Annotated in this window: 21 protein-coding genes; 7 read left to right on the top strand and 14 right to left on the bottom strand. The window is 74.3% G+C overall.

Features of this window, described 5'->3' with window-relative positions; genetic code table 11:
• Window positions 1–21: 21 nt before the first annotated feature.
• From ACZ6EM_RS20140 to ACZ6EM_RS20085, 12 genes are all read right to left on the bottom strand, one after another.
• Entirely contained in the window at window positions 22–3,339 is a 3,318-nt protein-coding gene (locus ACZ6EM_RS20140) for a putative baseplate assembly protein (protein ID WP_465772894.1), read from the bottom strand.
• The gene (locus tag ACZ6EM_RS20135; protein ID WP_465772893.1) at window positions 3,336–3,869 is read right to left on the bottom strand and encodes a phage tail protein; all 534 of its coding nucleotides are present in this window, start codon (window positions 3,867–3,869) and stop codon (window positions 3,336–3,338) included. The genes ACZ6EM_RS20140 and ACZ6EM_RS20135 overlap by 4 nt, the downstream gene beginning before the upstream one ends.
• Window positions 3,866–6,004 carry a baseplate J/gp47 family protein gene (locus tag ACZ6EM_RS20130; RefSeq protein ID WP_465772892.1) on the bottom strand — a complete coding sequence of 713 codons (2,139 nt, stop codon included), beginning with the start codon at window positions 6,002–6,004 and terminating at the stop codon, window positions 3,866–3,868. Before ACZ6EM_RS20130 ends, ACZ6EM_RS20135 begins: the two co-directional genes overlap by 4 nt.
• Window positions 6,001–6,447: a GPW/gp25 family protein gene (locus ACZ6EM_RS20125; protein ID WP_401047200.1), complete on the bottom strand. Its 447-nt coding sequence runs from the start codon at window positions 6,445–6,447 to the stop codon at window positions 6,001–6,003. The genes ACZ6EM_RS20130 and ACZ6EM_RS20125 overlap by 4 nt, the downstream gene beginning before the upstream one ends.
• Before the next feature lie 51 nt (window positions 6,448–6,498).
• A complete protein-coding gene (locus tag ACZ6EM_RS20120) occupies window positions 6,499–8,214 on the bottom strand; it encodes a VgrG-related protein (protein WP_452178677.1) in 1,716 nt (571 codons plus the stop codon).
• Window positions 8,211–8,948, bottom strand: coding sequence for a CIS tube protein (locus tag ACZ6EM_RS20115; RefSeq protein ID WP_401054726.1), 738 nt, complete (start codon window positions 8,946–8,948; stop codon window positions 8,211–8,213). Before ACZ6EM_RS20115 ends, ACZ6EM_RS20120 begins: the two co-directional genes overlap by 4 nt.
• Window positions 8,949–8,983: 35 nt before the next feature.
• On the bottom strand, window positions 8,984–9,415 hold the full coding sequence (locus ACZ6EM_RS20110; RefSeq protein WP_401054724.1) for a phage tail protein: 432 nt from the start codon (window positions 9,413–9,415) through the stop codon (window positions 8,984–8,986).
• 1,909 nt (window positions 9,416–11,324) lie between these two features.
• The gene (locus tag ACZ6EM_RS20105) at window positions 11,325–11,501 is read right to left on the bottom strand and encodes a DUF6760 family protein (RefSeq protein WP_401056713.1); all 177 of its coding nucleotides are present in this window, start codon (window positions 11,499–11,501) and stop codon (window positions 11,325–11,327) included.
• Complete coding sequence (locus ACZ6EM_RS20100) at window positions 11,498–11,893, bottom strand: hypothetical protein (RefSeq protein ID WP_465772891.1); 396 nt, start codon at window positions 11,891–11,893, stop codon at window positions 11,498–11,500. The genes ACZ6EM_RS20105 and ACZ6EM_RS20100 overlap by 4 nt, the downstream gene beginning before the upstream one ends.
• Before the next feature lie 54 nt (window positions 11,894–11,947).
• Window positions 11,948–13,489, bottom strand: coding sequence for an NHL repeat-containing protein (locus tag ACZ6EM_RS20095; RefSeq protein ID WP_452178679.1), 1,542 nt, complete (start codon window positions 13,487–13,489; stop codon window positions 11,948–11,950).
• Window positions 13,489–15,060, bottom strand: coding sequence for an NHL repeat-containing protein (locus ACZ6EM_RS20090; protein ID WP_465772890.1), 1,572 nt, complete (start codon window positions 15,058–15,060; stop codon window positions 13,489–13,491). The genes ACZ6EM_RS20095 and ACZ6EM_RS20090 overlap by 1 nt, the downstream gene beginning before the upstream one ends.
• Before the next feature lie 157 nt (window positions 15,061–15,217).
• A complete protein-coding gene (locus ACZ6EM_RS20085; protein ID WP_465772889.1) occupies window positions 15,218–17,197 on the bottom strand; it encodes a heavy metal translocating P-type ATPase in 1,980 nt (659 codons plus the stop codon).
• 107 nt (window positions 17,198–17,304) lie between these two features.
• On the opposite strand from ACZ6EM_RS20085, the gene ACZ6EM_RS20080 reads away from it, so the two are divergent.
• Window positions 17,305–17,709: an ArsR/SmtB family transcription factor gene (locus ACZ6EM_RS20080; RefSeq protein WP_380352967.1), complete on the top strand. Its 405-nt coding sequence runs from the start codon at window positions 17,305–17,307 to the stop codon at window positions 17,707–17,709.
• A 56-nt stretch (window positions 17,710–17,765) separates the two neighbouring features.
• Here ACZ6EM_RS20080 and ACZ6EM_RS20075 read toward each other — a convergent pair whose 3' ends face one another.
• Window positions 17,766–18,698 (bottom strand): LysR family transcriptional regulator, encoded by a 933-nt coding sequence (locus ACZ6EM_RS20075; protein WP_401055273.1) that lies wholly within the window; start codon window positions 18,696–18,698, stop codon window positions 17,766–17,768.
• 130 nt (window positions 18,699–18,828) lie between these two features.
• Between ACZ6EM_RS20075 and ACZ6EM_RS20070 the strand changes: the two genes are divergently transcribed.
• The 6 genes from ACZ6EM_RS20070 to ACZ6EM_RS20045 all read left to right on the top strand — a co-directional run bounded on the left by ACZ6EM_RS20070 (window position 18,829) and on the right by ACZ6EM_RS20045 (window position 23,843).
• Entirely contained in the window at window positions 18,829–19,554 is a 726-nt protein-coding gene (locus ACZ6EM_RS20070; RefSeq protein ID WP_465772888.1) for an SDR family oxidoreductase, read from the top strand.
• Between the two features lie 129 nt (window positions 19,555–19,683).
• Window positions 19,684–20,292 (top strand): ester cyclase, encoded by a 609-nt coding sequence (locus tag ACZ6EM_RS20065; protein WP_465772887.1) that lies wholly within the window; start codon window positions 19,684–19,686, stop codon window positions 20,290–20,292.
• A 335-nt stretch (window positions 20,293–20,627) separates the two neighbouring features.
• Window positions 20,628–21,065 carry a universal stress protein gene (locus ACZ6EM_RS20060; protein ID WP_401054660.1) on the top strand — a complete coding sequence of 146 codons (438 nt, stop codon included), beginning with the start codon at window positions 20,628–20,630 and terminating at the stop codon, window positions 21,063–21,065.
• Window positions 21,066–21,085: 20 nt separating this feature from the next.
• Entirely contained in the window at window positions 21,086–21,922 is an 837-nt protein-coding gene (locus tag ACZ6EM_RS20055; RefSeq protein ID WP_452180551.1) for an alpha/beta fold hydrolase, read from the top strand.
• A 286-nt stretch (window positions 21,923–22,208) separates the two neighbouring features.
• Complete coding sequence (locus ACZ6EM_RS20050; protein WP_380553917.1) at window positions 22,209–22,682, top strand: nucleoside deaminase; 474 nt, start codon at window positions 22,209–22,211, stop codon at window positions 22,680–22,682.
• A 120-nt stretch (window positions 22,683–22,802) separates the two neighbouring features.
• On the top strand, window positions 22,803–23,843 hold the full coding sequence (locus ACZ6EM_RS20045) for a zinc-binding alcohol dehydrogenase family protein (RefSeq protein ID WP_465772886.1): 1,041 nt from the start codon (window positions 22,803–22,805) through the stop codon (window positions 23,841–23,843).
• Window positions 23,844–24,025: 182 nt separating this feature from the next.
• Here ACZ6EM_RS20045 and ACZ6EM_RS20040 read toward each other — a convergent pair whose 3' ends face one another.
• Entirely contained in the window at window positions 24,026–25,816 is a 1,791-nt protein-coding gene (locus tag ACZ6EM_RS20040) for a S8 family peptidase (RefSeq protein WP_465772940.1), read from the bottom strand.
• Window positions 25,817–25,922 lie beyond the last annotated feature (106 nt).

Here is a 25,922-nt window from a genome sequence, read left to right as displayed (position 1 = left end):
GCCGGCGGGCCGAAGGGAGGGTCAGGGGGTTTCGGCGACGGTGACGTGGTGGCCGGTCGAGTAGACGGTCTCCTCGGGGCCGCAGTCGACGACGTCCACCTCCGCCGCGTTGGCGCTGGTCGGCGGGCGGACCTCGAAGAGCCGCACGATGTCGGCCCGGCCCACGCCGGGGACGTCCTCCAGGACGTGGTGCACCTCCCCGGCGTACGCGTGGCGGCCCAGCGGCCATCCGGCTCCCTGCGGGCCGCCGCGGACGGGGTCGAACCACCGGTAGAGCGCGCGTTCCGCGGCCTCGCCGAGCAGGGCGCGGTCGCGGTCGGTGAGGTAGTCGGTCGGCACCACCCGGGCCAGGACCTGGACGCCGCGGTAGCCCGGGGGGCTCAGCCACACCGGAACTCCCGGGGGCTGGCGGGCGTGCAGGGCGCGGCGGAGGGTGTCGTAGGAGTCCTGGGAGGGAGTCAGCATGTGGAAGGGGAACCAGCCGCGCCGGTCCGGGGTGACGAAGGGGATGCAGCGCAGGTGCACCCCGGCCTGGAGGGTTCCGCCGCTGGTGTCGGTGTAGCCGTCGACGCCCCCGGCGGATTCGGTGGTGCTGGTGACCCCGGCCACGCCGGCCACCGGGTGGGGCAGCCGGTTCACGGTGCCCGCCTTGACGCCGTTGCCCTTGGAACCGAGGGTCGTGCGGTAGTCGGCCGCCGAGACGAGAACACCCTCCGCCGGTACCGCGCCGTACTGCCGCTGAACGTTGTTCGGGTCCGGCACGGAGGGGCCGAAGTGGATGCGGCCGCTGCTGGGGTTGACCACCACCACGGTGTCCTGCGCGCCCCTTCCGGTGAACGACGGGACCGTGGTCCAGGGCTTCCCGTCCACCGTGACCGTCGGCAGGGGATCGCAGAGCGCACCTTTCAGCACACCGTCGTAGTACTGCCCCGGCTTGTGCACGGCCGGGCGGGACCCGGCCTTCTCGGTACGGTACTGCGAGGCCTCGACCTCCGCGGTGGTCCCGGTGTCGGCCGTCACCGTGTACGTGGTCGCCGGTTTGCCCAGGGGGTCGTCGATCTGGAGGACCAGCCATGACCCCGCGTCATCGGGGCAGTTCCCGTGGCGGGGTACGGCGTCCCCGGCCCGGGTGGCCAGGGGGTGGGTGTCCGGTCGCCAGTCCGGCGACGAGGACAGGTGGATCGGGTGTGCCAGCACCGTCGCGTCGCCGGGGAGGGCTTCCGGGACGTCACAGGCGTAGGCCGCGGGCGTGTCGGGGGTCCACCACGCGGTGCCGGTGCGGGGCAGGAACACCGACAGCGCCATCCGGTCCGCGGCCTTGACGGTGCGGTCCTGGTCCCGGGGCCGGACCCGCAGGGTTAGCTCCTTCAGCGGTTCGCCGGGCGGCAGGTGCACCAGGACCAGCACCAGGCGGCCGCCCGACCGGAACTCGCCACCCACCGGCCCGTTCGCCTGGTAGGAGCCGGTCACCGCCAGCGGGTCCGTGGCGCCCGTCGCCAAGGGGTCCAGCCGCAGGGCTGCCAGACCGGCCTTGAGGCCGGCGGCCCGCTCGGCCTTGCCGGTGGTGGTGAACACGATGCCGTCGGCCGTGGCGACCTCGGTGCCCGCGGCGACGCTGTCGGTTCCCGCGTCGAGGGTGAAGCGGACCCTGAGCTTCGCGGGGTCGGACAGCCGGTAGAGGTGGGCGGGGTCCAACGCGTCGTCGCCCGCCGGACGGACGTGGTGGACGCGGGCCATGCCCGCCGAAGCGGCGAGCGCCCGGTCCTCGTAGTCGCCGGGGACGACCGCCCGCTCGGGGACCGGCGAGCCGAGCGGGCGCCGGACGGCACAGTCCTGGAGGGACTCGGCCTCGGTGCCACCGGTGGCGGGGGCCGGATTGGTCACCGCGCAGATGTACGGCAGGGGCTTGCGCAGCGCGGTGACGGTGCGGGCGGCGACGTTCCCCACGGCTCCGCCTCCGGTGCGGTACCGGGGTGCGCGCACCAGGGCGCCGGCGGGCAGTGGCGCACCGTGCCGGCGCGGGCCCCGTTCTCCGGGCGTGTCGACGGAGAAGACGGCCTGTCCGGTACCGGGCACGAGGGTGAAGTGCCAATCCTCGGGGCCGGAATCGGCGAGCGAGGCGACCCAGGTCCAGGTCCGGCGGTGCCCGTCGCGTTCCGCCTCGATCACCAAGGGTTCGGTGGGGTGGAGCGTCGGCGGCCGCGCGAAGCACAGCCGCTCACCGGCCACGCCGGTGGCGGTTCCCAAGGCCTCGTCCACCACCGTGCTGCCCTGGACGGCGGCCAGCAGCGTGGTGAGGACCGGTCGGAGCACCACGCTCTTCAGCGGGTACACCAGGGGCCGCAGGTAGCGGAGCAGACCGACGTCGGCCAGCCGCCACACGGCGCCGGCCCCGTCCTCCGGGAGGATCCGGTCCACCGGGGCCGCGTGCGCCACCAGGAGGGCGGGGGCGTGCGTCGGCGGCATTTCCAGGGTGAACCGCGCCTCGCCCTGGGGGCCGGTGTCCTGTGCCACGACCCGGCACGGGGCCCAGCGGTCTCCCTGCCAGGCCTCCCACACCCCGTCGGACAGATCCACGTCCACGAGGTGGACCTGCGGATCCGGGGTCAGTTCCAGGGTGATGCGGGTGCCGGGCACGGCCCCGGACAGCACTCCCAGCAGGTAGGGCGGCTGGAACCCCGAGTCGCGAAGGTCCGGGAGACGGGCCTCCCGGACCGGTTCGGGGTCCGTGCAGAACGGCCAGTCACCGAAGTAGGGGAGGTTGAGGTTGAGGGGCGGCCCACCGAACGGGGTACCGGCCAGATCGAACCGGTCCTGTCTGCTCGGGTCCAGCGCGATCAGGACGCCCTCGACGACCCCGTCCCCGGCGGCCTGTTCCCCGAAGACGCCGGCTGTCAGCAGCACACACGGGTTGAGCACCCCGTCCTCCAGGGTGCTGAACACCACCGGCTCGCCTCCCCCCGCCGGCCGGGTCGCCACCTCGGTCCCGGCCGGGATCACCACCGGTTCCGGGGCGGGGGCGGAGAGCCGGAACTGCACCTCCGCGCGGGCCGGGACGGCCGGAAGCGGGCGGGGTCCGAGCAGACGCAGCATCCGGGCCCGGCGCTGGTCGGGGGCCAGGTTCAACCGGTCGCGCAGGGCCTGGGCCATGTCCGCGCAGGACTCCAGGAGTGCGTACCCCGGCTCGCCGCGGTCCTGTCCCGTCCAGGCCGGCAGGGCGGCCCGGACGGCGGTGGCCGCGGCGCCCGTGGTCTCTTCCCGTGTCCCGGGGTCGTACGGCAGCGGCGTGCCCCTCCCCGGGTCTCCGGTGCTCCCCGCCGGGGGCTGCCATGCCGTCATGAGCCGACCACCACGGCGCGGAACGGGATGTGCGCGGGGCAGTGGGCCTCCACCAGACGGGTGAGCCGGGCCGTCAACGCGCTCTGGTTCTGCGTGCTGCCGGCGGTCAGGGTGACGGTGACCGCGGCGGCGGCCGGCGGGACTTCCGTACCCGTGAACACGCCCCCGGGGTCGTCCACCGACAGATGCCAGTCGTAGATCTCCTCGGCCTCCCGCAGCAGCGCCCGCAGGGTGCCGCGGCGGGCGTCCAGCCACGGGGCGAGGGCGACGGCGGTCCTGCGCCGGACCTCGTCCCAGTCCGCCTCGACCCGCGCGCCGGTGATCCGGACCAGCCAGGGCAGGCAGTCCGGCGGCGACAGCCACGGGTCGAAGACGTCCTCCAGGCGGTCGAGGAGGTACTCGGTGGGCGCCAGCGCCGCGCCCACGCCGCCGGCGAACGCCTGGACCACCGTGTCGTCGGCGTAGACCGACGGAAGTGCGAGCGGGCGGGGCGCCGATGCCCCGGCCCGGGCGACGGGCTGTTCGCTCACCGGCTGCCTCCGTTCTGCTCGTCGGCGACCGTGCAGTCGACGGCGGTCAGATGGACCAGCCCGCTGTCCGGCACGCCGATGACGGGTCGCACAGCGCCGTCCTTGTCCTCCACGGCGGCGTCGGCCACCTCACGGACCTCCGCGACGGCCGCCAGTGCGGTGTACACGTCGCCGGTCTGGACCAGCCGTCCCCACGGCCAGCCGCTGCCGTCGGCGCCCCCGGCCGTGGGGTGGAAGAAACGGAACAGCGCCTTGCGCACCGCCCGCTCGGCCGCCTCCTGTCCGGCGGGTGTGGCGTCCCAGGGGCGGACGACGACGGTCACCGAGAAGTCGGTGTAGTCCGGCGGGCCCACCCTGATCCGCTCACCCAGCAGCCGCACCCCCTCCAGGACGGCGCGGGCCTGTTCGACCTCGTCCCCCGCGGCGAGTTCCCGGTCCGTCAACGCGTGGTCCGCGGGAGCGGGCAGGGTGCCGGTCACCAGGACGCGCAGCGCGGCGTTCTCGCTGCGCCAGGCGGTGGCCTCGGTGCGGGGGCCCTGCATGAAGTAGAAGACTCCGCCGATGCCGACCACGGGTTTCGGGTCCCGGGTCAGGCGGGGCGGGAGCTGGGGGAACGCCTCGGCGATCAGCGACTGCACACCGCGCTCCGGCGTCGGGGTCAGGACCTGGTTCGCGTACGTGTAGCAGCGGTGGTGGAAGGAGTCGCCGCGGAAGAGGAAGATCCGGAACCCGCCGCCGGGCAGGGCCGTCGCGGTCACCGCGTGCACCCCGGTGGTGAACTCGGTGGGAAGCCCGGGGAAGACCGTGCCGATCGGCTGCGAGGCTCCGCCGGTCCACCCGCATTTGTCGGCGGAGAACCACAGGCGGGGGATGTCCGGGGCGAGGAACAGTACGGCGTCGAGCTGCTTCAGGGCGAACTCCGGCGGCGTGTCCTCGTCCCCCGGCCGGGGCGCGGGCGGAGGAGGCAGCGGCAGGATCGGGCCCGGATGGAAGACCGGGTCCAGCGGCACCCTGGTCCAGTGGACGCCCTGCGCGTCGGCGGTGTAGTGCACGGCGTACGTGGGATCGACCGCGGCGACGGCGCACGCCGTCACGGTGTCCGGCCGCCTGGGGGGCACCAGCGCCTCGGGGACCCGGGAGCCCGCCGGCCGGACGGTGGCGGTCGCCCGGCAGCGAACCACCAGTCCCGCCCGCTCCGCCAGCAGCCGCTCGTGGTCGGACACCGTCACGGCCCTTTGCAGCGGGGCCAGTTGGAGGCCGGCGAGGTCCACCGCCTGCCGCCAGCCCTGCGCGTCCTGCCCGTCGGCGACAACCGCCGCCACGACGGCGGTCATCGCCGGGCACAGCTGCGCCGGCAGCAACAGCACGGTGCCGACCGGCACATGGCCCCGAGCCCCCCGGTAGGCGGTGTACCGGGCGCGGACGGCCTCCCCCTTCCCCGGTACCGCTCCGGCCTGCCGCGGTCCGTCCTTCAGGGGCATCCGGGGGGCGAACACCACCTCGGCCGCGGTCTCGTCCCACAGGTAGCACGCCTCATCGGGCCGGGTGCGGGCGAAGCCGCCCACCGCCGGCCAGACGCTCCCTCCGACCGTGAGCTCCTCCAGCGGCGAGTACGGCGGGCTGTCCCCCGGTCCGCTCCACGGCCGCCTACCGGTGGCGAACCGCTGCCCCGACGTCCCGTCGGAGACTCCGAGTTCATCACTGATCCGCTCCGGCACCTCCACCGCCTCCACCGACACCCCCTCGTCGGCCGCGGGCACGGTGACCTGGCGGACGGTGGTCAGCACGAGGGCGCCGCGGCCGGGGACGGTCAGCGGGGTGCCGGCCGGCACCGTCGTCCGGGCGCCGCGGGAGCACAGCCGGACGGCGTAACGGGCCGGAGTCGCGGGCGCCGGACGGATCCCCATCAGCCGCAGCAGCCGCATCCGCTGGCCCGGGGTCGTCCGACCGACCCGGTAGAGCAGGGTGTCCACCCGGGCCGCGCAGGACTCCAGCAGGGTGACGCCCGGGTCGGACACGTTGTGGTCGGTCCAGTGCGGAGCCCGGCCGGGCAGGGCGCGCTTGGCCGCGTCGACCATCGCCTGGAACGGCCAGTCGTCCAGATCGGGCACGGGGAGCCCGGGTTCCGCCGTCACGACGTCCCACCCGCCGCGGCCGGGACGGGCTCCTGGGGCAGGGTGTAAAAGGGGAAGACCAGGTTGCGGGGCTCGTTGGTGGCCCGCAGGCGGTAGCGGACGTCGATGTAGAGGACGCCCTCGCGCTCGCTGTCGGTGGCGAAGCCCAGGTCCTCGACCGTGATGCGCGGCTCCCAGCGGTCCAGCGCGGTGCGGACCGCGTGCTCCGCGCGGGCCACGGTTCCCGCGTCCAGCGGCGCGAAGAGCAACCGGTACAGGTCGCAGCCGAACTGCGGGCGCATCGGCCGTTCCCCCGGCACGGTGCGCAGGATGATGCCGATGGCCTCCTCCACGTCCAGGGCGCCCGAGGCCAGGGCGACCGTCCCGGACGGGGTCAGCCGGGCGGGGTGGCTCCAGCCGGCGCCGATGATGTCCGGTGTCGCGGTCGGGGGTGTGCTGTCCACTGCGGTGCTCCTCCTCGTGTGGCCCTGCGGGTGTCATCGGGGCGCCCGCCCCTACGTGCTGCCGCCGTTCCCGAGCCCGGCGTGCTGTTCGATCGATCCGGCCTCGATGCGCACGGTCCCGCCGCGCAGCACGAGCGTGCCATCGTCGCCGGCGTCCACCGTGACCGTCCCGCCCTCGCGCCCGTCGAGCCGCACCAGCACCTCGCGGCCGGGGTCGCCGGCGGTGAGGCTGATGCTGGTCTCCCCCCGGTCGAGGTGGGCGGTGAGCCGGCCGTCGCCGCTGCGCAGCCGCACTCCCCGCGGTCCGGTCTCGGTACTCAGCAGTTCCACCCGGTCGCCGGTGCGGGCGGCGATGGACCGCCGGTTCGCCCGCCCGCTGGTCGCGTCCACCAGTGGCAGGTCGTCCGGGCTGGGCTCGTCCTTGCCGTTGTAGAGCCCGCCGATCACGTACGGCCGGTCGAGCCGCCCGTGTTCGAAGGCCACCAGCACTTCGTCACCGACCTCCGGCACGAAGACGCCGCCCCCACCGAGCCCGCCCCACTGCACGGTGCGGACCCAGTCGCTCTGGTAACTCTCGGACAGCCACGGCAGTTTCAGGCGGACGGCGCCGCGCCTGCCCTGCCCGGGCTCGCGAATGTCGGTGACCTGGCCGACGGCGACGCCCCGGCTGCACAGCGGCGGCGGGGGCGGCACCACCGGCGCGGGCGGCGCGTCCACCCGGACCTCGGTGAGGTAGCCGTGCTTGCGGTCGTAGGTGTGCCGGCAGGAGGTGGCCGTGTACTGCCCCGTGAACGGCGCCCCCACCCCGCGCAGGGTGACGGGCCGGCCGGCCCGCAGCTGTGGGGCGCCGTCGGCCAGCGCCTCCAGTCGCATCGCGCCGGCGGCCGTCCGGTCGGCCAGGGCCCGGGCGGCGGCACCGGCCTGCTCGGGGAGCGAGTACGGGCCGGCGACCAGGAGCTCGGGGGTGCCGCCGAACACCTCGGCGAGATTGCCGGCGCTTGCCGAGGGGTGCACCTCCGGGCTGGAGAGCGCCGGTTCCCGCTCGGCCACCGGCGCTTTGGCGGCCGGGTCCCAGCCGGTGACCCGGACCCGGCTGACCTGGCCGACCGAGGACACCGCCGCCCGCAGGGAGCGCAGGTTCACCCCTCGCTGCAGGACGAACACGCTGCGGTCCGCCCCCGTGTCGGGCGAGGGGGCCTGCGCGGCGGGCCGCAGGGGACGCATCGTCACCATCTTGCCGTCCACGGCGAGGTGGAGGCCGCGCTCGTCGGCGAGATGGGTCAACAGCTCCCAGTCGGTGAGGTTGGGCTGTGCCAGGTAGGGGATCTCGGGACCGGTGAGACCGGAGGTGTCGGCGTCCAGGCCGTGGCGCCGGGCGGCCTCCTCCAACGCCGCGGCGAGGGTCCTCGGGCCGTCCGCCTCCGCTCGCCGGCCCCGCTCCAGGCGGTGCCCGCGATCGGTGGCGTGCACGATGGCGAAGGTTCCGGTGCGGTCCAGGGAGGCCTCCACCGCGGTGACCTCGCCGTCGAAGATCCGTGCGCTGGTGCGGTGACGGCCGGTCGACACGGCGACCGTCAGGGACCGGCCCACCTTCACGTCCGTCCGCTCGAAGAACCGGTGCTTGCCGTCGCTGTAGCGCAGCCGCGCCGTGGCGGGCGTGTTGACGGCGCTCTCCACGACGAGGTCCACGAGCCGGCTCTCCCACTGGTCCGGCAGCGGCTGCCCCTGGACCTCGATCAGCGGGCGCGCCTGGTGGGTCCTGGTCACCGGCCCTCGCCCACGTCCGCCGTCGGTGCGCCCGTCGTGGTGTCCAGGACCGGCAGGGCGAGCACCGTGCCCACGGGGATGCGGTCCGGGTCGTCGACGTCGTTGGCCCGGGCGATGGCCCGCCAGCAGGTGGCGTCGCCGTAGGTGTGCCACGCCAGGCTCGCCAGGCTGTCCCCGGCCACCAGACGGTGGGTGGCGACCGGGCCGTCCCCGCCCGACGTCGGGTTCTGCCGGGGGGTGCGGCCGCCGACCTCCTCCAGGACCAGCGAGCACTCGGCACGCAGCGGCCTCCCGTCGGTGGAGAAACGCGTGTACGTCACGCCGACCCGGGTGACCAGGGCGAGGAACGCCGTGCTGCGTCCGTGTCCCCACTCCAGGCGCACCCAGGGTGCCGACGCGGTGTCCGTCGCCGCGGCCTGAACCGCCGGGGTGCAGCAGGCCAGCAGCTTCTCCGTCGCCTTCTCCACCCCGCTCCCGGGCCCCGGGGCGTCGAGGAACACCTCCAGGGTCATGGTCCGCGGCTCGGAGTACACGAACTGCGGGCTGCCGGCGGGGGCGTTCGAGGGAGCGCTGCGGTCCCAGTGGGCCTGCTTGTCGAGCGACACGCGGTCCGGGTTGAACTGCAGGGTGATCCGGTCGCGCTCACGTCCGACGGAACCGCCCTCGTCGGCCGGCGGCTCGTAGATCACCAGAACGGCACGGACGGGCGTACCCGGCAGCGGCAGGGCGGGCATGGGTCTCCCTTCGGCAACAGGTCGGCGGGACGGGCTCAGACGGTGACGTCCAGGAATCCGTCGTGGGTGATCTCCAGGGTCTCCCTGGCCGGCTCGGACACGTCGGCGGTGAACGAGGGGCCGTTCCAGCGCACCGGCAGCACACCGTCCAGCACCCACCGCACCAGGGGCCGGCGGTCCGGGCCCAGCGCGACGATCTGGCCGCGCATCCGGACCGGTTGGAGGACCTGGAGCTGCAGCCACGCCCACACCAGCGTGGTCTGCCGGTTCAGGGGCCGGCCCAGCACCACGTTGGTGTACCTCAGTCGGGTCGGGAGATGCCAGACGCGACCGTTCTCGCCGCCCTCGGCCCGCTCCTCGATGTCCATGGCGCAGCCCAGGCCGTCGCAGGAGGTGAACGACCCGAGGGCGTGGTCGCCGATGGAGAGCTGGAAGAGGGAGGTGACGGCGAACGGCTGGTCGCTCATGGCAGGGGCTCCGGGGCGTGGGCGGGACTCGGGCTGGGCTCGGGCTGGGCCGGTTCGTGGGCCGGATGGGGCGGGACGGATCACCGCGGGGGGCGGTCGCCGCCCCAGGGCGCGTGCCCGCCCGGCGGTTCGGACCACGGGCGCCGGCCCTCCCCGTGGCCGGACGCCGGCCCGGCCAGGACGTCCGCGTGGACGTGGACGATGCGCCTGACCACCTCGGCGACCAGGGCCCCGGACACGGGGGGAGCGGCGCCGGAAGGACCACCGGGAGGAGAGCCGGGAGGCCGTTCCCGCGCCGGATCGGGCCGGTCGGGACGACTCCTCGGCACGGCGGCGGGAGCCGCGGGGAGGTCGGTGCGGTAGGTCTGTGGTCCGTGACCGGGGGACGGCCCCGCCGCGGCTGCCGGGTGGGCCGCCCCGGCGGCGCGGGCGGGGCCCGGGCCGGGCTCGGAGTACGGCCGCCGGTCCGGGGGGCTTGGTGGAGCACCGGATCGGGTGTCGCCCCTGAGGTGCTGCCGAGGGGCGTCCGTGGCCGGAGGTTGATGCGCCGTGCGGGCCGGGGAGAAGGGGACCGCGGTCAGGGGCAGGCGGTCCATCGGCGTTCCGACGGCAGCCGCCGCGCCGGGCGGCAGTGGCGGACGTCCGGTCACGTCGCGCTCGGGCGCGTGCTCGCGGTCCGCCGGACCGTACCGGAACGCCGCCGGGCGCGGTGTCGGGGCCTTGGTCGAGGGTGAACTGCCGGGGCGGACAACGGGGGGAGCCCACCGTGGCGCCGGGCCGGTGCCGGGTGCGGGGGCGTGCTCCTGCGACGGTGGCAGGCCGCCGGCCGGAGCCGGGTCGGGCGCAGCCGTCCGGGCGCTGTCCACGCCACGGACCGGTCCTGGCCCTGGAACTGGCGCTGGAACTGGAACGAACGGGGCGAAGGGGAGCCCTGGTACCGGCTCCGGCCGAGGCCTGTGCGCCTCGGCCGGTCCTTGCCGCTCCCGCCCGTCGGCACCGGGGCGCGCGCTCCGGGCCCCGCCTCCGGGCGGGGAAGTGACGGGCTGGGGGGTGACCGACCGGGGGGTGACGGGCTGGGCGGGGCCGCCGGCCGGGCCGTGAGTCGAGGGAGGGTCCGTCGGCCCCACGACGGTCGACCGCACCGCCGGGTTCCCCTTCGACGGGACCGGCGGCACCGGCCGCGGCGGTGCCGCCCGCCCGGACGATGCCGGGCTGGGCGGGGCCGCGGGGACAGGCCCGGGAGCGGCCGGGCGAGGACGGCGCGTCAACGGCAAGGACCAGGAGGGCGGGAGGATCCGGCGCTTGGTCGGCGCTCCGGGGGCCGCGGGCCGGTGGGCGGGCGGTGCGGGGGCGCCGGGAACGGGGGCCTGCGCCACCGGGCGAGGCCCGATGGGCCTTCGGCCACCAGCCGTCGGCAAGTCCCGCCGGCGAAGGCGGTCCCCCATCGCCCGCAGCGCCGCACGGACCGGATTCCCGGCCCCGCGGTCGGCGGCGGGCCGGGCACCGACGCGAGCGGACTGCGTCGTCGTGTCCCCGGCCGCCGCCGGGGACGGTACGTACTCCGGGCTCCCCGGCACGACCTCGACGTACGGAGGGGGCGGCAACATCAGGTCCGGTGGCCATGTGCCGTCTGCCGCGACCTCCGAGCCCACGACCGGCAGCACGGGCCGCCGGACGCACACCGGCACCGCTCGCGGAAGCAGCGTCGAGGCCGCGGTGACCAGCGGTGCGGGCCGCCAGGCCGCCAGGCCGTCCCGGAAGGACACCAGGTCGGTCACCGGCACCGGGAGCGCCCGGACCAGCGTGCGGCCTTCGGGTGCGGACCGGTCCCCGTCCGGGGGCGGCATGGCCGCCGCCCCCGGACGGGCCGCTTCCGGCAGCCGTCCCAGCAGACTTGAGAGCGCCCGCCTCAGCCGCCCCACGGTGGTGCTCCCCGCCCGGTCGCCGAGGTGTTGATCCGGACGGCCTCGGCCACCCACGACCGCCGTTCGCCGTGGGTGAGACCGACGAGGTCCGCGTACGACCAGTGGAAGTGGTGGGCGAGGTACGCGATTTCCTCCCGGGTCCGGCGCGCCGAGCGCCTCACGGTTCCCCCAGGCGCCCACCAGGGGCCGGTTCGCGCACCGCGAAGTGGGCACCGCACGAGGGACACGCCACCGCCCGGTGGTCGGGGCCGACGCCGTTGATCTCCTGGTAGAGGTCCTGGAGGTGGGCCAGATCGGCGGCGAAGAGCTCCTCCATCACTCCGGCGTGGATGTCCGGCAGGTCGCCGAGCCGGGTGACGACCAGGCTGAGCAGCACGATGCCGAGGTAGGCCGGGTTCTCCCGGACCCGCTGGTCCACGAGGGGGGCCAGCTCGTCGCGGGCCGTGGCCATCCGCATCCGGCCCCGGCGGTGGACCCGGCCGTCCGGCCCGACGTAGCCGTGCGGCAGTTCGAAGTCGAATTCGGTGCGCAGCCCGGCGGCCGTGCGCGTCATGGTCCCTCCCGGGGGTCGGGGCGCCGTCCCCGCCCGGCGCGGGGCGGTGCGGGGTCAGTCGACGGGGTCATGGACGTACTCGTGCACGACGAGACCGGCGGCGGCCTTCGTCGGCCACATCTCGACGACCGCTCGTCCCGCTTCGTCGCCCGCGGTCAGCACGGGTGATTCGACCTCCCCGTCGGTGCCGCTGCGGACCACCGCGGTCGCGCTCCCGCTGAAGGAGACCGTGTCGTCCGTCACGCGGAAGGCCACGTCCACCTTCGGAACCGGGGTGCCGAAGGCGTCGACCGCCCGCACCCGGAGCGGCTCGGGGAAGTCCTCTCCGGGCAGCGAAGACTGGCCCGCTCCCGAGAGGTAGACGAGGTGGTCGACCGGTCCGGCCTCGGGGCGCACGGTGATGCCGTTGAACGGGACGAGCAGGCCCTCGTCCTTCCATTCGGCGACCACGTCGCAGGGTTTCGGCCCCGCTTTCCTCGCCGTCAGCGAAGGACTGGTCGCCCTTCCGTCCGTGCCCGTGGTCGCGGTGGCGGTGGCCTTGTCACCGGGGAACCGCGCCTGGTCGTCCCGCACGGTGAACGTCACCGTGGCCCCTTGGTGCCCGGTGCCGTCGAGGGCGGTGACCCTGACGGACAGCCGGTCGGGGAACGTCCCGCCGACCGGCGCGCTCTGGTCCTCGCCCGACAGGACGGTCATCCGGTACTTGGACAGGGACGCCATCTCGCTCGTGCCCTCCAGGCCCACCCACAGGGCGCCGTGCCCGTCCGCGGCGATCCCCGACGGGCGGGTGTCGGAGTCGAAGGGGACGTACTTCGCCTCCGTCCGCCCCGGCAGGACGTAGCCCACCGCGCCCGCGGACGGCATGGTGAACCAGAGGCTTCCGTCGGCCATCGGGAAGAGCCGGTCCACCACCTTCCCGGTGTCGACGGGCAGGAAAGACCCGTCGTGCAGGTCGTGGCGGAGGATCGTGGACTGGTGGGTCGCGATCCACAGGAAGTCGCCGCCGGTCTCCGTGATCGCCAGGTGCTGCGGCACCACGTCGTCCGGGAGGGTGACGGGCGAGCCGTCGAACTTCCCCGTCGCGGCGTCGTAGCTGACCACGGTCTTGGCCTCGGGGCAGCTCAGCCAGTACGTGGCGGGGGTCTTCGTGCCGATGGCGAGCCCGTACAGCGGATGGGTGTGGGGCTTGGAGGTGGCGACCTTTCCGCTGTCCGCGAGGACGAGGTCGCGTCTTCCCTCGCGGGTGCAGACGACCCGCTGGGCACCGTGGTTGTCCGCGCCGACGGCCATGGCCACGGCAGTCGCCGGTTCGAGCTTCTTCCGGTCTGTGTAGGCGCCCTCGGCCGTGCAGGTGACGACGTAGCCGGCTTCGGAATCGGTGGCGTACGTCCAGGCCAGACCGCCGGCCAGGGCCAGGGTGCGGGTCTTCCGGCCGGTCTGCATCGGGGCGAAGAGCTGGCTCTCGTAGAGGCCGGAGGGGGTGAAGGAGCCGAACTCCGCGTCGGGCGTGACGAACCAGATCGTCCCGTCCCCCGGGTGGTAGGCGATGGCAGCGGGGTGGGCCGATTTGGTGAGGCTGTGGGCGTTGGCGGTCATCAGGGCTTCACCGTGAGGGTCTTCGAGACCGCCTTCTCGGCTGCCGAGTACTGCATGATGAGCGTGACGTCCTTGGTGGCGGTCCTGATCCTCGGGAAGAGGGCGACACCGCGCTGGTTGGTGTGGACGACTCGCACGAGGCCGCCGCTGCCCTGGACGAACGTGGCACCACTGGCTTTGTCGATGCTGCAGGTGATGGGGATCCCAGGGGTGTCATGCCCGTCGATGACGTACTGGGCGATCATGGGAATGTCGACGACCTTGTTCTTGTCGGACGTGGTGGCGGCGCCTTCTTTGATCTCCACGAGTTCCGCGGCGGCGGTGGCAACTTTGATCGCGTACTGGCCGATCGAGCACTTCGCCGGGTCGGTGAACCACAGTTGCTTCTTCTCGGCGTCGACGAACAGGCCTTCGGCCTCACTGCCCTTGTCCAGGTCGGGGCTCGGCAGGGTGGTGACGCCCGGGTCTTTCTTGAAGCAGTAGATGGCGCCGGCGGCCGCGGCCCAGATATTGCCGTCCGGCCCGAAGGCCAGCTGCCGGGGTTCGTGGTCCAGGGTCTTCGAGGAGGTCCACGATCCGTCGGAGATGTCGTACCGGCACACGCGGTTCGGGTTTCGCGTACCCACCCAGACAGCCGTGGAGTCGGTGATGACGTGGATGGGAACCTGCGAGTTCTGGTTCGGATCCGGGTCCGGAAGTGGAATGCGCTGCCAGGGCTTGCCGGACTGCCCGGGGGTGAAGGTGTAGAGGCCGTTCTTCTTCCGCAGGAAATTGCCCGTCGTGGACACCTGGCCGGTGGCCCAGTAGGTGTAGTTGTTGACCGTCTTGTCCACGCTGACGGCCACCGACCAGAGCCAGGTGTCGAAGTCGTCCCCGTTCGGAAGCTGGTGGGTGCTGGGCTGGCCGGCCTCCCCCACCTTGACGTAGCCGACCCGGCGGTGGACCGGCTCGGCGAAGAACACGTAGTAGATCGGGGTGTTGTAATTTTCCCCCGGATCCGGGACGACGGACGGGTTCCAGGCGTAGGGGACCTCGTCGAGGTGTTCCCCGCTGCCGTCGATGGTCGCGCTGAGCCTCTTCACTTCCTTGGTCAGCACCGCCCAGGTGAGGGTCTGGGCCCGGGCGTCGTCGTCGAGTTTGTGCTGGCTGGTCTCGGCGCACTTCACGACGTCCCATTCGTAGATGGGATCATAGTCCTGCTCGTGGGCGGGCGAGGCGTACCAGAGGATGTTGCCTCCCTCCGGGACCATCACGATGCCCGCCGAGAGCAGACCTGCCGTCTCTTTGTTGTCCTGGGCTTCGGGATTATCCGGATCCACCTGCATGAGCCTCTTGTTGTGCGTCGTCACCCAGAGGTTGCCGTCAGGGCCCAGGGTGATCGAATGGGGCTTCGGTGCCGGAGTGCCCTTCAGCAGCGTCTCCGGTGGGTAATTGGTCATGAAGGTTCTCCTCGAACCGGCCAACAGAAAAGGGGAGTTGGCCTGAAGGGTGGATTCCGCACCCGGGTGGCGCGGCGGGCAGCGCCACTGTAGGAGAACCGCTGTCGACGCCGCGCGGAGCAGCGGTGACACCTCGGAAGTTTTCATGCGAACAGCCTCATGCCCCAACCGTTTCGGCCCGGCGGCCGCCATCCGGCGGCGACACACGCGAGGGGGCGGGGTCCGACCGGTCGGACCCCGCCCCCTCGCTGAAGTTCCGTGCAGAACCGTTCAGTCGAACACCTTCCCGCTATCCCCGGGCCCCGCTCCAGGCGCTCTCGCGCAGCAGCCGCAGGCCGTTGAGGCCGACGATGACGGTCGAGCCCTCGTGGCCGAGCACACCCAGCGGCAGCGGGAGGGTGGCGACCAGGTCCCAGACCACCAGGACGGTGATGAACGCCGAGGCGATCACCAGGTTCTGCACCACGAAGGAGCGGGCCCGCCGGGAGAGCGCCACCACGGCCGGGACGGTGGCGAGTTCGTCGCGGACGATCACCGCGTCGGCGGTCTCCAGGGCGAGGTCGGAGCCGGCCCGGCCCATCGCGAGGCCGGTGTGGGCGGCGGCCAGCGCGGGCGCGTCGTTGACGCCGTCGCCGATCACCAGCACCTTGCGTCCGGCCGCCTCCCGCTCCCGGACGGCGGCGACCTTGTCCTGCGGCAGCAGTCCGGCCCGGACGTCGGTGATGCCGACCTCGGCGGCCAAGTGGGCGGCGGCGCGCGGGTTGTCGCCGGTGAGCAGCATCGGCGCGGTGCCGGTCATCGCCTTGAGGGACGCGACGGTGGCGGCGGCGTCCGGACGCAGCCGGTCGGCGAGGCCGAGCACGCCGACCGGTACGCCGTCCGCCTCGACCAGGACGGCGGTGCGCCCGCCCTCCTCCAACTCCGCGGCCAGCGCGGCGGCTTCGGCGGAGGCGGCGTCGGTGCGCCCCAGGATCAGCCGGGCCGGCGCACCGACCGCGACGACCCGGCCGTCGACCGTGGCGGTGACGCCGACGCCGGGGGTGGAGGTGAAGTCCTCGGCGGCGGCCGGGGTCAGGCCGCGGGTGCGGGCGGCGTCGACGACCGCGCGGGCCAGCGGGTGCTCGCTGGGGTGCTCGGCCGCGGCCGCCAGCGCCAGCAGCCGCGCTTCGGAGAGGCCGGAGCCGGTGAGCGGCCGGACGTCGGTGAGGCGCGGGGTGCCCTCGGTGAGGGTGCCGGTCTTGTCCAGTGCGACGGCGTCGACCTGACCCAGACGCTCCATCACGACGGCGGACTTGACCAGGACGCCGTGCCGTCCGGCGTTGGCGATGGCGGAGAGCAGGGGCGGCATGGTGGCCAGCACCACCGCGCACGGGGAGGCGACGATCATGAAGGTCATCGCGCGCAGCAGCGAGCCGGTGAAGGCCGCGCCGAAGGCCAGCGGGACCGCGAAGACGGCGAGGGTGGCGGCCACCATGCCGAGCGAGTAGCGCTGCTCGACCTTCTCGATGAACAGCTGGGTGGGTGCCTTGGTCCCGGAGGCCTCCTCGACCAGCTGGACGATCCGGGCGATCACGGTGTCCGAGGCGTCCCGCTCGACCCGCAGCCGCAGCGCCCCGGTGCCGTTGAGGGTCCCGGCGAACACCTCGTCGCCGGTCTCCTTGACGACGGGCAGCGGCTCGCCGGTGATGGTGGCCTGGTCCACCTCGCTCGCGCCGTCGAGCACCCGCCCGTCGGCGCCGATCCGCTCACCGGGCCGCACGAGCACGGTGTCGCCGACGGCGAGCTCCTCGGTGGGCACGGTCTCCTCGCCGCCGTCGGGCAGCAGCCGGGTGGCGGTGGCCGGGGCGAGGTCGAGCAGTCCGCGCACCGAGTCGGCGGTGCGGGCGGTGGCCAGCGCCTCCAGGGCGCCGGAGGTGGCGAAGATGACGATCAGCAGCGCGCCGTCCATGACCTGCCCGACGGCGGCGGCGCCGAGCGCGGCCACGATCATCAGCAGGTCGACGTCGAGGGTCTTCTCCCGCAGCGCCTGGAGCCCGGCCCAGGCGGGCTCCCAGCCGCCGGTGGCGTACGCGAGGGCGTACAGCGGGCCCCAGGCCCAGGCGGGGGCGCCGGTCAGCTGGAGCGGCAGGGCGATCAGGAAGAGCGCCGTCGCGGCGGCGGCCCAGCGGGCCTCGGGCAGCGACAGCACCCGGGTGCGCCGTCCGGGTGCGGTGTCCGGGCGTGGCGCGGCCGGGGGCGCGGAACGCCCGGTCAGGGTGGTGGTGGACATGGCGGGGGGACCCTTCGGGCAGGCCTGGGCAGGGCGGGGCCGTTGACTCGTTCACGATACATGAACATATGAAGGCTCGTTCATCTATGAGTTGTAGGATGGCCCGCATGGGTCATGGAGCCACCCCCGCCACCGCCGTCCCGCACACGCGCCTGGACGCGACCAGCGCTGCCCGGGTGGCCACCACCCTGCAAGCCCTCGCCACGCCCTCCCGGCTGCTGATCCTCTCCCGGCTGCGCGAGGGCCCCTGCGCGGCCACCGAACTCGCCGCCGAGGTCGGCCTGGAGCAGTCCGCCTGCTCCCACCAGCTGCGCCTGCTGCGCAACCTCGGCCTGGTCATCGGCCGCCGCAACGGCCGGCAGGTCGTCTACGCGCTCTACGACAACCACGTCGCCGCACTGCTCGACCAGGCCGTCTACCACATCGAGCACCTGCGCCTGGGCCTCAGCGACGCCGTCGACCCGCAGGACGCGGACGACGAGCACGAGCCGGTCGGCGGCGCCGCGCGCTGACGCGCCACAGCGCCCGATCGGAGCTCGGGCGCGCGTTCCACCGCCGGGGTCGGGCCTCAGGTGAGCGCCCCGTCGGCCTCGGCCGACCGGCCGGAGACCACGGGGTCGACCCGGGCCTGACGGGCCAGCAGGTCGGCGAAGGCCACGGTGAGCGGATCGGGGCGGGTGCGGGTGTAGGCGGTGAGGATGCGCAGGACCGGCGGGTCCGGGCGCAGCAGGGCGCCCTCGAAGTGGGCCGGGACGATGTTGGCGGGCACCAGGGCGGGGCCGAGCCCGGCCGCGGCCAGCAGCGGGGCGGCCGAGGTCTGTTCGGCACGGATCGCCGCCCGGGGGTGGAAGCCCGCCCGGGCGCAGACCTGGTCGAGCAGGTCGGCGAGGCCGTTGTCGGGGGCGTAGTGGACCCAGTCGCGGTCGGCGAGTTCGGTGAGGGCGACGGTCCCGGCGGGGCGGTCGGCCAGCGGGTCGTCGGCGGGCAGGACGACGGTGAACTCCTCGACGCCGAGCTCCCGGATCGGCCCCTCCCAGCCGCTCGGCGCCGGGCCGATGGCGAGGTCGGCGCGGCCCGCGGCCATGGCCTCCCGGAGCGCGTCGGTGTGGGGGTACTCGCGCAGCCGGATCCGCACGCCGGGGTGACGGCGGCGCCACTCCCGCAGCACGGGCGGCAGGATGCCGAGGCTGACGGAGTAGACGACGGCGACCTCCAGTTCGCCCTCCTCCAGGCCGGCCGAGCGGCGGGCCGCCGCCTGCAGCCGCTCGGCCTCGGCGAGTGCGGCGCGGGCGTGCGGAAGGACCGCCCGGCCCATCGGGGTGAGCCGCACCGAGCGCGGCAGGCGCTCCAGCAGCGGGCCGCCGAGGGCGCCCTCCAGGGCGCGGATCTGGTGGGACAGCGCGGGCTGGGTGACGTGCAGCTGTTCGGCCGCACGGGTGAACGATCCGGTGTCGACCACGGTCGCCAGGTATTCGAGCTGTCTGAGCGTCGGCGTTGCCATGAACAGATTTTATCGCCGAGGTAGAAAACAAGCCTTGGACTCATCAGTGCTGGTCGGGAGAGGGTCGTGGTGCGGCCGCCGCGGGAAACAGCGGGCGGCCGGTTCCCCGATCATCCGAAGGAGTTCCACCATGTCCGACACCACCTCCCTCCAGGGGCAGCGGCTCGTCGTGGTCGGTGCCGGTTCGCGCACCGGGCGGGCCGTCGCCAAGTCCGCCTCGGCGGCCGGCGCCTCCCTGGTGCTGGCCGGCCCCGACCCGCGCAAGCTGGAGTGGACGGCCGGCGAGCTGTCCGGACCGTCCGAGGTGATCGCCCTGGACATCGCCGACGAGGCGTCGATCGCCGCCTTCGCCGCCCGGGCCGGCCGCTTCGACCACCTGGTCTCGACCGCCGCGATGCCGGCCAACGGCCCGCTGCGGGAACTCGAAGCGGCCGACGTGCAGCGGGCGTTCGCGGCGAAGGTGATCGGCCCGCTGCTGCTGGCCAAGCACCTGGTCGGCCAGGTCTCCGAGAGCGGTTCGTTCACCTTCTTCTCCGGTGTGGCCGCGTGGCGCCCGGCGCCCGCGCGCACGGTGATGGCCACCACCAACGGCGCGCTGGCCTTCCTGGTGCAGGCGCTGGCGGTGGAGATCGCGCCGGTCCGGGTCAACGCCGTCTCCCCCGGCATCGTCGACACCGGCTCCTGGGACGGCCTGGGCGCCGACAAGGACGCGTTCCTGCGCGGGGTCGCCCAGCGCAACCCGGCCCGGCGCGTCGGCACCCCGGAGGACCTGGTCAAGGCCGTCCGCTACGCCATCGACAACCCGTACGTCACCGGCACGGTGCTGCACGTCGACGGCGGCGGCCGACTCGCCTGACCCGCCGGGCTGCCGGGCCCGCTCCGGCGGCATGGTTCCCCCACCCCGGCCGGTCGGGCTTCCGACCGGCCGACCACCCCCGCACGCCCCGAACCGCCGGCGTGCCCCCCGAACCGAGGAGCTGTTCCCATGCGCTCGCGCACCCTGATCCGTACCACCGCCGTCCTCGCGGCGGTGGCCGGCCTGGCGGGCGGCACCGCCGCGGCCGCCCCCGTCCACGACAGCGGCCACCACGACTCCGCACGCGACTGGCCGCAGCGCCTGATCGACCGTTCGCCCGGCCTCGTCCAGCCGAAGGCGCTCACCGCGGACCGCTCGATCGGCGCCCGGCGCGCCGCCCAGGAGGTCCACCTGGCCCAGCAGTTGTACACGTTCTGGAACACCGGGCAGCAGCGCTACCTGGACGCGGCGATCAGCCCGCAGTTCCGGGACAACACGCTGCCGCCGGGCCGCCCGCAGGGCCCCGCCGGGCCGGCCTTCGCCTCGACGAGCTTCCGCGCCGCGGTGCCGGACCTGACCTGCGAGCTGTCCGACCTCCTGATCAGCGGTGACAGGATCACCGCCCGACTGGTCTTCCGCGGCCACTTCACCGGCACCTTCGACGGCGTGCGGGGGCAGGGCCAGAACATCGAGTTCAACGCCATCGACATCCAGCACGTCGGGACCGACCGGATCACCGAGGACTGGCACATCGAGGACAACGCGACCCTGCTGGCCCAGCTGGGCGTCCGGGCCTGAGGCCGTGCCGGGCCCACGCGGCCCTGCGGGCGGTCACCGGGCGAAGGCCGTCACCACGTCGGTGAACTCGACCTGCGGCTCGTCCGCCAGGAGTTCCGGGAAGCGCGCCAGCAGGTCGGTCACGCAGGAGGAGGCGACGTGGGCCTCGCGCGCCCGTCCTCCCCCGCTCTCACCACGGCCGCGCCCCGGTCACGGGCGCTCGGCGGCCACCGACGGTACCCGCCCGGCCGTCGGCCGTCACCCGGGTGCCGGGCCGTGGTGGCGGCGCCGCCCGGCGACCAGCACCGTGGTCGGGGGGCGACGATCCGCAGGACGGCCGGCCAGGGACGGTGCAGATGAACACGAACGACTCCGCTCCCCGCGTCGTGGTCGGCGTCGACGGCTCGCCGTCGTCGTACGCCGCGCTGCGCTGGGCGGCCCGGCACGCCACGCTGATCGGCGGCGTGGTGGACGCGGTCGGCGCCTGGGAACCCCCCAGCCACTTCGGCTGGTCGGCGCCCGTGGTCGACAGCACCTTCGACCGGGAGCTGGCCGAACGGCGGTTCGCCGAGGAACTGCACACCGTGCTCGGCGAGGACTCCCGGGTGCGGGTCCGCCAGACGATGGTCATGGGCGACCCCTCCGACGTCCTCCTGGACGCGGCCCGGGGCGCCGAGCTGCTGGTGGTCGGCAGCCACGGCCGCGGCGGCTTCACCCGCACCCTGCTCGGCTCGGTGAGCACCCACTGCGCGCAGCACGCCGCCTGCCCCGTGGTCATCGTCCGGGCCCCATGACGAGAGGAACACCGGACACCATGCCGTACATCACCGTCGGCCAGGAGAACTCCACCCCCATCGACCTCTACTACGAGGACCACGGCTCCGGGCAGCCGGTCGTCCTCATCCACGGGTTCCCGCTCGACGGGCACTCCTGGGAGCGGCAGAGCGCCGCGCTGCTGGACGCCGGCCACCGGGTGATCACCTACGACCGGCGCGGCTTCGGACAGTCCTCCCAGCCCACCACCGGCTACGACTACGACACCTTCGCCGCCGACCTCCACACCGTGCTGGAGACCCTCGACCTGCGGGACGCCGTGCTGGTCGGCTTCTCGATGGGCACCGGGGAGGTCGCCCGCTACCTGTCCCGGTACGGCTCCGGCCGCATCGCCAAGGCCGCCTTCCTGGGCTCCCTGGAGCCCTGCCTGCTGAAGACCGACGACAACCCGGAGGGGGCCGGTCCGAAGGACTTCTTCGACGGGATCGTCGCCGCCGTGAAGGCCGACCGCTACGCCTACTACACCGCCTTCTACCGGGACTTCTACAACCTCGACGAGAACCTCGGGAGCAGGATCAGCGCGGAGGCCGTCCGCAACAGCTGGAACGTCGCGGCGAGCGGCGGCTTCTTCGCCGCCGCCGCGGCGCCGTCCACCTGGTACACGGACTTCCGGGCCGACATCCCGCGCATCGACGTGCCGGCCCTGATCCTGCACGGGACCGCCGACCGCATCCTGCCGATCGACAGCACCGGGCGCCCCTTCCACCGGGCGCTGCCCTCCGCCGAGTACGTGGAGGTCGAGGGCGCGCCGCACGGCCTGCTCTGGACCCATGCCGAGGAGGTCAACGCGGCGCTGCTCGCCTTCCTGGCGAAGTAGTGGCACCGCACGCACGCACCGCCGGTGCGACCGTCCGAGGCAGCGCCCGCCGGGGCGTCGGGGGCGGGGCCGTGGAGGCCGACAGAGCCGGTTGTCGTGCGCGCGGCCCTCCTGTCACGCATCCGCTGCCTGGTGGCGGCCGAGGACGCCGACGAGATCCGCACTCCGGACGGGGGCGGCTACGGTGGCTGACGCCATCCGCCCTTCTGCGCCCCGCCCTTGTCCGCCGTACGCCCTGGCCCTGCCCCTGTCACCCCGTCCGGTCCGCCCCCCGAGGAGTACGCCGATGACCGACCTCACCCGCCCGCACCTGCTCGCGGCCATCGAACTCGCCGCCTCCGCCCGCGCCCACGGCAACCACCCCTTCGGCGCGCTGCTGACCGACGCGTCCGGAGGCGTCCTGCTCACGGCCGAGAACACCGTGCTGACCGACCACGACGTCACGGCGCACGCGGAGACCAACCTGGTCCGCCAGGCCTGCCGCACCCTGGCCCCGCACCAGCTCTCCGCGACCGTCCTGTACAGCAGCACCGAGCCGTGCGCGATGTGCGCCGGCGCGATCCACTGGAGCGGCATCCGGAAGGTCGTCTACGCGCTCGCCGCCACCGAGCTGAACGCCATCGCGGGAGTGGACCCGGACGAGCCGGTGCTCGACCTGCCCTGCCGCCAGGTCTTCGCAGCCGGCGGCGGCACCGTGGAGGTCTCCGGCCCGCACCTCTTCGAGGAGGCCACCGCCGTGCACACGGGGTACTGGGGCTGACCGGATCGCCACCCTCCCCGGAGGGCTTCTCCGCCGTCGAGCACGCGGTGGCCGCCGCGGAGCGGGAAACTTGAACCCGGGCGCGCACCGACCCCGCAGGCCGAGCGGCAGGAGACGGCGATGAGCAGCACGCGACCCCTACCGGCGGAGACCTGGGCCTGGGCGGTGGAGCGCCCCGGGCCGGTCGGCGGGCCGGGGCCGGGCCCACTGGTCCGGGAGCGGCGGCCGCTGGACGCGCCCGGCCCGCAGGAGGTCCTGGTCGAGGTGGAGGCCTGCGGGGTGTGCCGCACCGACCTGCACCTCGCGGAAGGGGACCTCTCCCCCAGGCTGGCCCGGTGCACGCCCGGGCACGAGGTGGTCGGGCGCGTGCTGGCGGCGGGGGCCGGGGTCGAGGGCTTCGCCGTCGGGGACCGGGCCGGGGTGGCCTGGCTGGCCCGGACCTGCGGCAGCTGCGGGTACTGCCGCAGCGGGCGGGAGAACCTCTGCCCCGCGTCGCGCTACACCGGCTGGGACCGGCACGGCGGCTACGCCGGACACCTCACCGCGGACGCCCGCTTCGCCTACCGGCTGCCCGAGGGCCCGCCCGCCGAGGAGCTGGCCCCGCTGCTGTGCGCCGGGATCATCGGCTACCGCGCCCTGGAACGGGCCGAACTCCCGGCGGGCGGGCTGCTCGGCATCTACGGCTTCGGCGCGTCCGCGCACCTGACCGCCCAGCTCGCCCTCGCCCGGGGCGCCCGGGTGGCCGTGTTCACCCGGGCCGCGGCGGCCCGCCGGCTGGCGCTGGACCTCGGCGCCGTCTTCGCCGGCGACTCCTACGACCCGCCCCCGCAACCGCTGGACGCCGCCATCCTGTTCGCACCGGTCGGCGAACTCGTGCCCGTCGCCCTCACCGCACTGGACCGCGGCGGCACGCTCGCCGTGGCCGGCATCCACCTCACCGACATCCCGGAGCTGAACTACCGGCGACACCTCTTCCAGGAACGCACCCTGCGCAGCGTCACCGCCAACACCCGGGCCGACGGGATGGCCTTCCTGGCCGAGGCGGCCCGCACCCGCCCGGTGGTCCACGTCAGCCGCTACCCCCTGCGCCGTGCCGACGCGGCGCTCGCGGACCTCGCCGCGGACCGCGTGACGGGGGTCGCGGTACTCGTCCCGGAGTAGCCCGACGCGGGCCTCCGCCCGCCCGGTCGGTGCCTGCGACAGCCGCCGTACCCGGCGAAGGCCCGGGCAGCCACGGGATCGCCGGGCACGCCGCCCCGGTGGTGGTCGGCGTCCCGCACGCGATCCGGCCGCCCGACGCGCTCGGGCGTCGGGCGGCCGGGGGAACGGCGGGGTCAGGAGGTTCAGAAGGTGAGGTTCCAGGCGTCAATCGTGCCGGTGTCGCCGGAGGCGCCGTCCTTCACCCGGAGCTTCCAGGTGCCGTTCGCCGCACTCGCGGCGGCGTTGACGGTGTAGGTCTTGGCGACGTTGTCGGTGCTGTCGCTGTTCGGGAAGTCCTCCAGGAGGTAGACCGTGCCGTCGGGCGCGACCAGGGAGAGGACGAGGTCGCCGCGGTAGGTGTGCTTGATGTCCACGCCGACCTTGAGCGCCGCCGGGGCGTTGCCGCTGACGCCGGTGACGGTGATCGGGCTCTCCACCGTGGTGTTGTCGGGGATCGCCACGTCGGCGGTGTTCTCGACGTACGTGCCGGTGGGCGGGGTGGCACCGCCGACCGCCTTCAGCGCGTCGACCTGGCCCTCGCCGAAGAAGCCGTTGACGGCGGTGGTGCCGGTGCAGCGGCTGTCGGAGGCGGGGCAGGCCAGGTCGTTGGCCTGGCTCGCCAGCCGGGCCCGGATGTCCGCCGGGGTGAGCGACGGGTTGGTGCTCGCGATCAGCGCGGCCACCCCGGTGACGTGCGGGGAGGCCATCGAGGTGCCGCTCTTGGTGCCGTACTTGCCGCCGGGCAGGGTCGAGTAGACGCCGGTGGCGCCGTCGCCGCCGGGCGCCGCGACGTCGATGACGCCCCGGCCGAAGTTGGAGTAGGAGGCCTTGCCGCTGCCGCTGCCCGTGGCAGCGACGGTCACCACGCCGGGGAGTTCGGTGGGGATGTCGAGGCAGGCGTTGCTGATGGTCCGGGTGACCTTGGTGGAGTCGTTCGGGCTCTCGCTGTCGGTGGTCTTGTTGGCCAGGTCGTAGTTGGAGTTGCCGGCCGCCGCGACCTGCAGCGAGCCCTTGCCCTCGGCGTACTCCTGGGCGCGCTTGACGCCCTCGATGATGGCCGCCTGGTCGAGGTCGTTCGGGCAGTTGAACTGCCAGGGGTCGGTGTAGTAGCTGTTGTTGGTGACCTTGAAGCCGTGGTCGCCGGCCCAGACGAAGCCGCAGACGGTGTTCTCGGCGTAGAAGAGGGTGCTGGTCGGCTCGGCGATCCGGACCGAGGCGATCTTCACGCCCGGTGCGACGCCGATGACGCCCTTGCCGTTCTTCGCGGCCGCGATGGTGCCGGCGACGTGGGTGCCGTGGGTGTCCACGTCGCGCCAGGCGCCGGTGCGGGTGTCGGGCTTGCCGTAGGCGCAGGAGGCCGAGTCGGCGGCGTCGAAGTTCGGTGCGAGGTCCTGGTGCTGGTCGTCCACGCCGGTGTCGAGCACGCCGACCTTGACGGACGGGGAGCCGGTGGTGACGTTCCAGGCCTGGTCGGCCTTGATCTGGGTCATGTCCCAGCGGTTGGACTCGGTGAGCGTGGTGGCCGCCTGGGCGGGGTTGGCGGGCAGGGCCGGGTTGTACGCGTCGGCGGGCACGTCGGAGGTGCGGGTCGCGCCGACCTGCTGGATGCCGGTGACGGTCCGCAGCTCGGCGGCGAAGCCGGCGCTGGTGGAGTGGGCGACGATGACGCCGATCGCGTCGTAACTCGCGAAGACCGTACCGCCCTTGGCGGCGACGGCGGTCTTGGCGGCGGCGATGTCGGCGGGGGCGCTGATCACCAGGTAGGCGCGGGTGCCGGCGGCCCAGCCGGCCGCGGTGCCCGCGGCGGCGGGGGCCTGGGCGACGGGGGCCTGGGCGGCGGGCGCGGAGACGGCACCGGGGACGGTGGGGGTGGTGGTCGTGGTGGCGGCGGTCGCGAACGCGGTGGGGGTGGCGAGCGCCATGGCCGAGAGCACGGCGAGGGCTGCGGCCGGGCGGCCGAGCCGCCGGGATATCAGGGGTGACACGTGTCCTCCTAATCGGCCCGTGCGTGAGGGGGATCGCACAGGAATTGAAGGAAAC

It is taken from the genome of Kitasatospora sp. NPDC041917 (assembly GCF_055589745.1).
This window is presented reverse-complemented; position numbering and strand designations above follow the sequence as displayed.

What these genes read in the sequence shown, in the direction of transcription:
- ACZ6EM_RS20140 (WP_465772894.1), bottom strand. Translation starts at nt 3,339, where the DNA reads ATGACGGCATGGCAGCCCCCGGCGGGGAGCACCGGAGACCCGGGGAGG.
- ACZ6EM_RS20115 (WP_401054726.1), bottom strand. Translation starts at nt 8,948, where the DNA reads ATGCCCGCCCTGCCGCTGCCGGGTACGCCCGTCCGTGCCGTTCTGGTG.
- ACZ6EM_RS20110 (WP_401054724.1), bottom strand. Translation starts at nt 9,415, where the DNA reads ATGAGCGACCAGCCGTTCGCCGTCACCTCCCTCTTCCAGCTCTCCATC.
- ACZ6EM_RS20100 (WP_465772891.1), bottom strand. Translation starts at nt 11,893, where the DNA reads ATGACGCGCACGGCCGCCGGGCTGCGCACCGAATTCGACTTCGAACTG.
- ACZ6EM_RS20095 (WP_452178679.1), bottom strand. Translation starts at nt 13,489, where the DNA reads ATGACCGCCAACGCCCACAGCCTCACCAAATCGGCCCACCCCGCTGCC.
- ACZ6EM_RS20085 (WP_465772889.1), bottom strand. Translation starts at nt 17,197, where the DNA reads ATGTCCACCACCACCCTGACCGGGCGTTCCGCGCCCCCGGCCGCGCCA.
- ACZ6EM_RS20080 (WP_380352967.1), top strand. Translation starts at nt 17,305, where the DNA reads ATGGGTCATGGAGCCACCCCCGCCACCGCCGTCCCGCACACGCGCCTG.
- ACZ6EM_RS20075 (WP_401055273.1), bottom strand. Translation starts at nt 18,698, where the DNA reads ATGGCAACGCCGACGCTCAGACAGCTCGAATACCTGGCGACCGTGGTC.
- ACZ6EM_RS20070 (WP_465772888.1), top strand. Translation starts at nt 18,829, where the DNA reads ATGTCCGACACCACCTCCCTCCAGGGGCAGCGGCTCGTCGTGGTCGGT.
- ACZ6EM_RS20065 (WP_465772887.1), top strand. Translation starts at nt 19,684, where the DNA reads ATGCGCTCGCGCACCCTGATCCGTACCACCGCCGTCCTCGCGGCGGTG.
- ACZ6EM_RS20060 (WP_401054660.1), top strand. Translation starts at nt 20,628, where the DNA reads ATGAACACGAACGACTCCGCTCCCCGCGTCGTGGTCGGCGTCGACGGC.
- ACZ6EM_RS20055 (WP_452180551.1), top strand. Translation starts at nt 21,086, where the DNA reads ATGCCGTACATCACCGTCGGCCAGGAGAACTCCACCCCCATCGACCTC.
- ACZ6EM_RS20050 (WP_380553917.1), top strand. Translation starts at nt 22,209, where the DNA reads ATGACCGACCTCACCCGCCCGCACCTGCTCGCGGCCATCGAACTCGCC.
- ACZ6EM_RS20045 (WP_465772886.1), top strand. Translation starts at nt 22,803, where the DNA reads ATGAGCAGCACGCGACCCCTACCGGCGGAGACCTGGGCCTGGGCGGTG.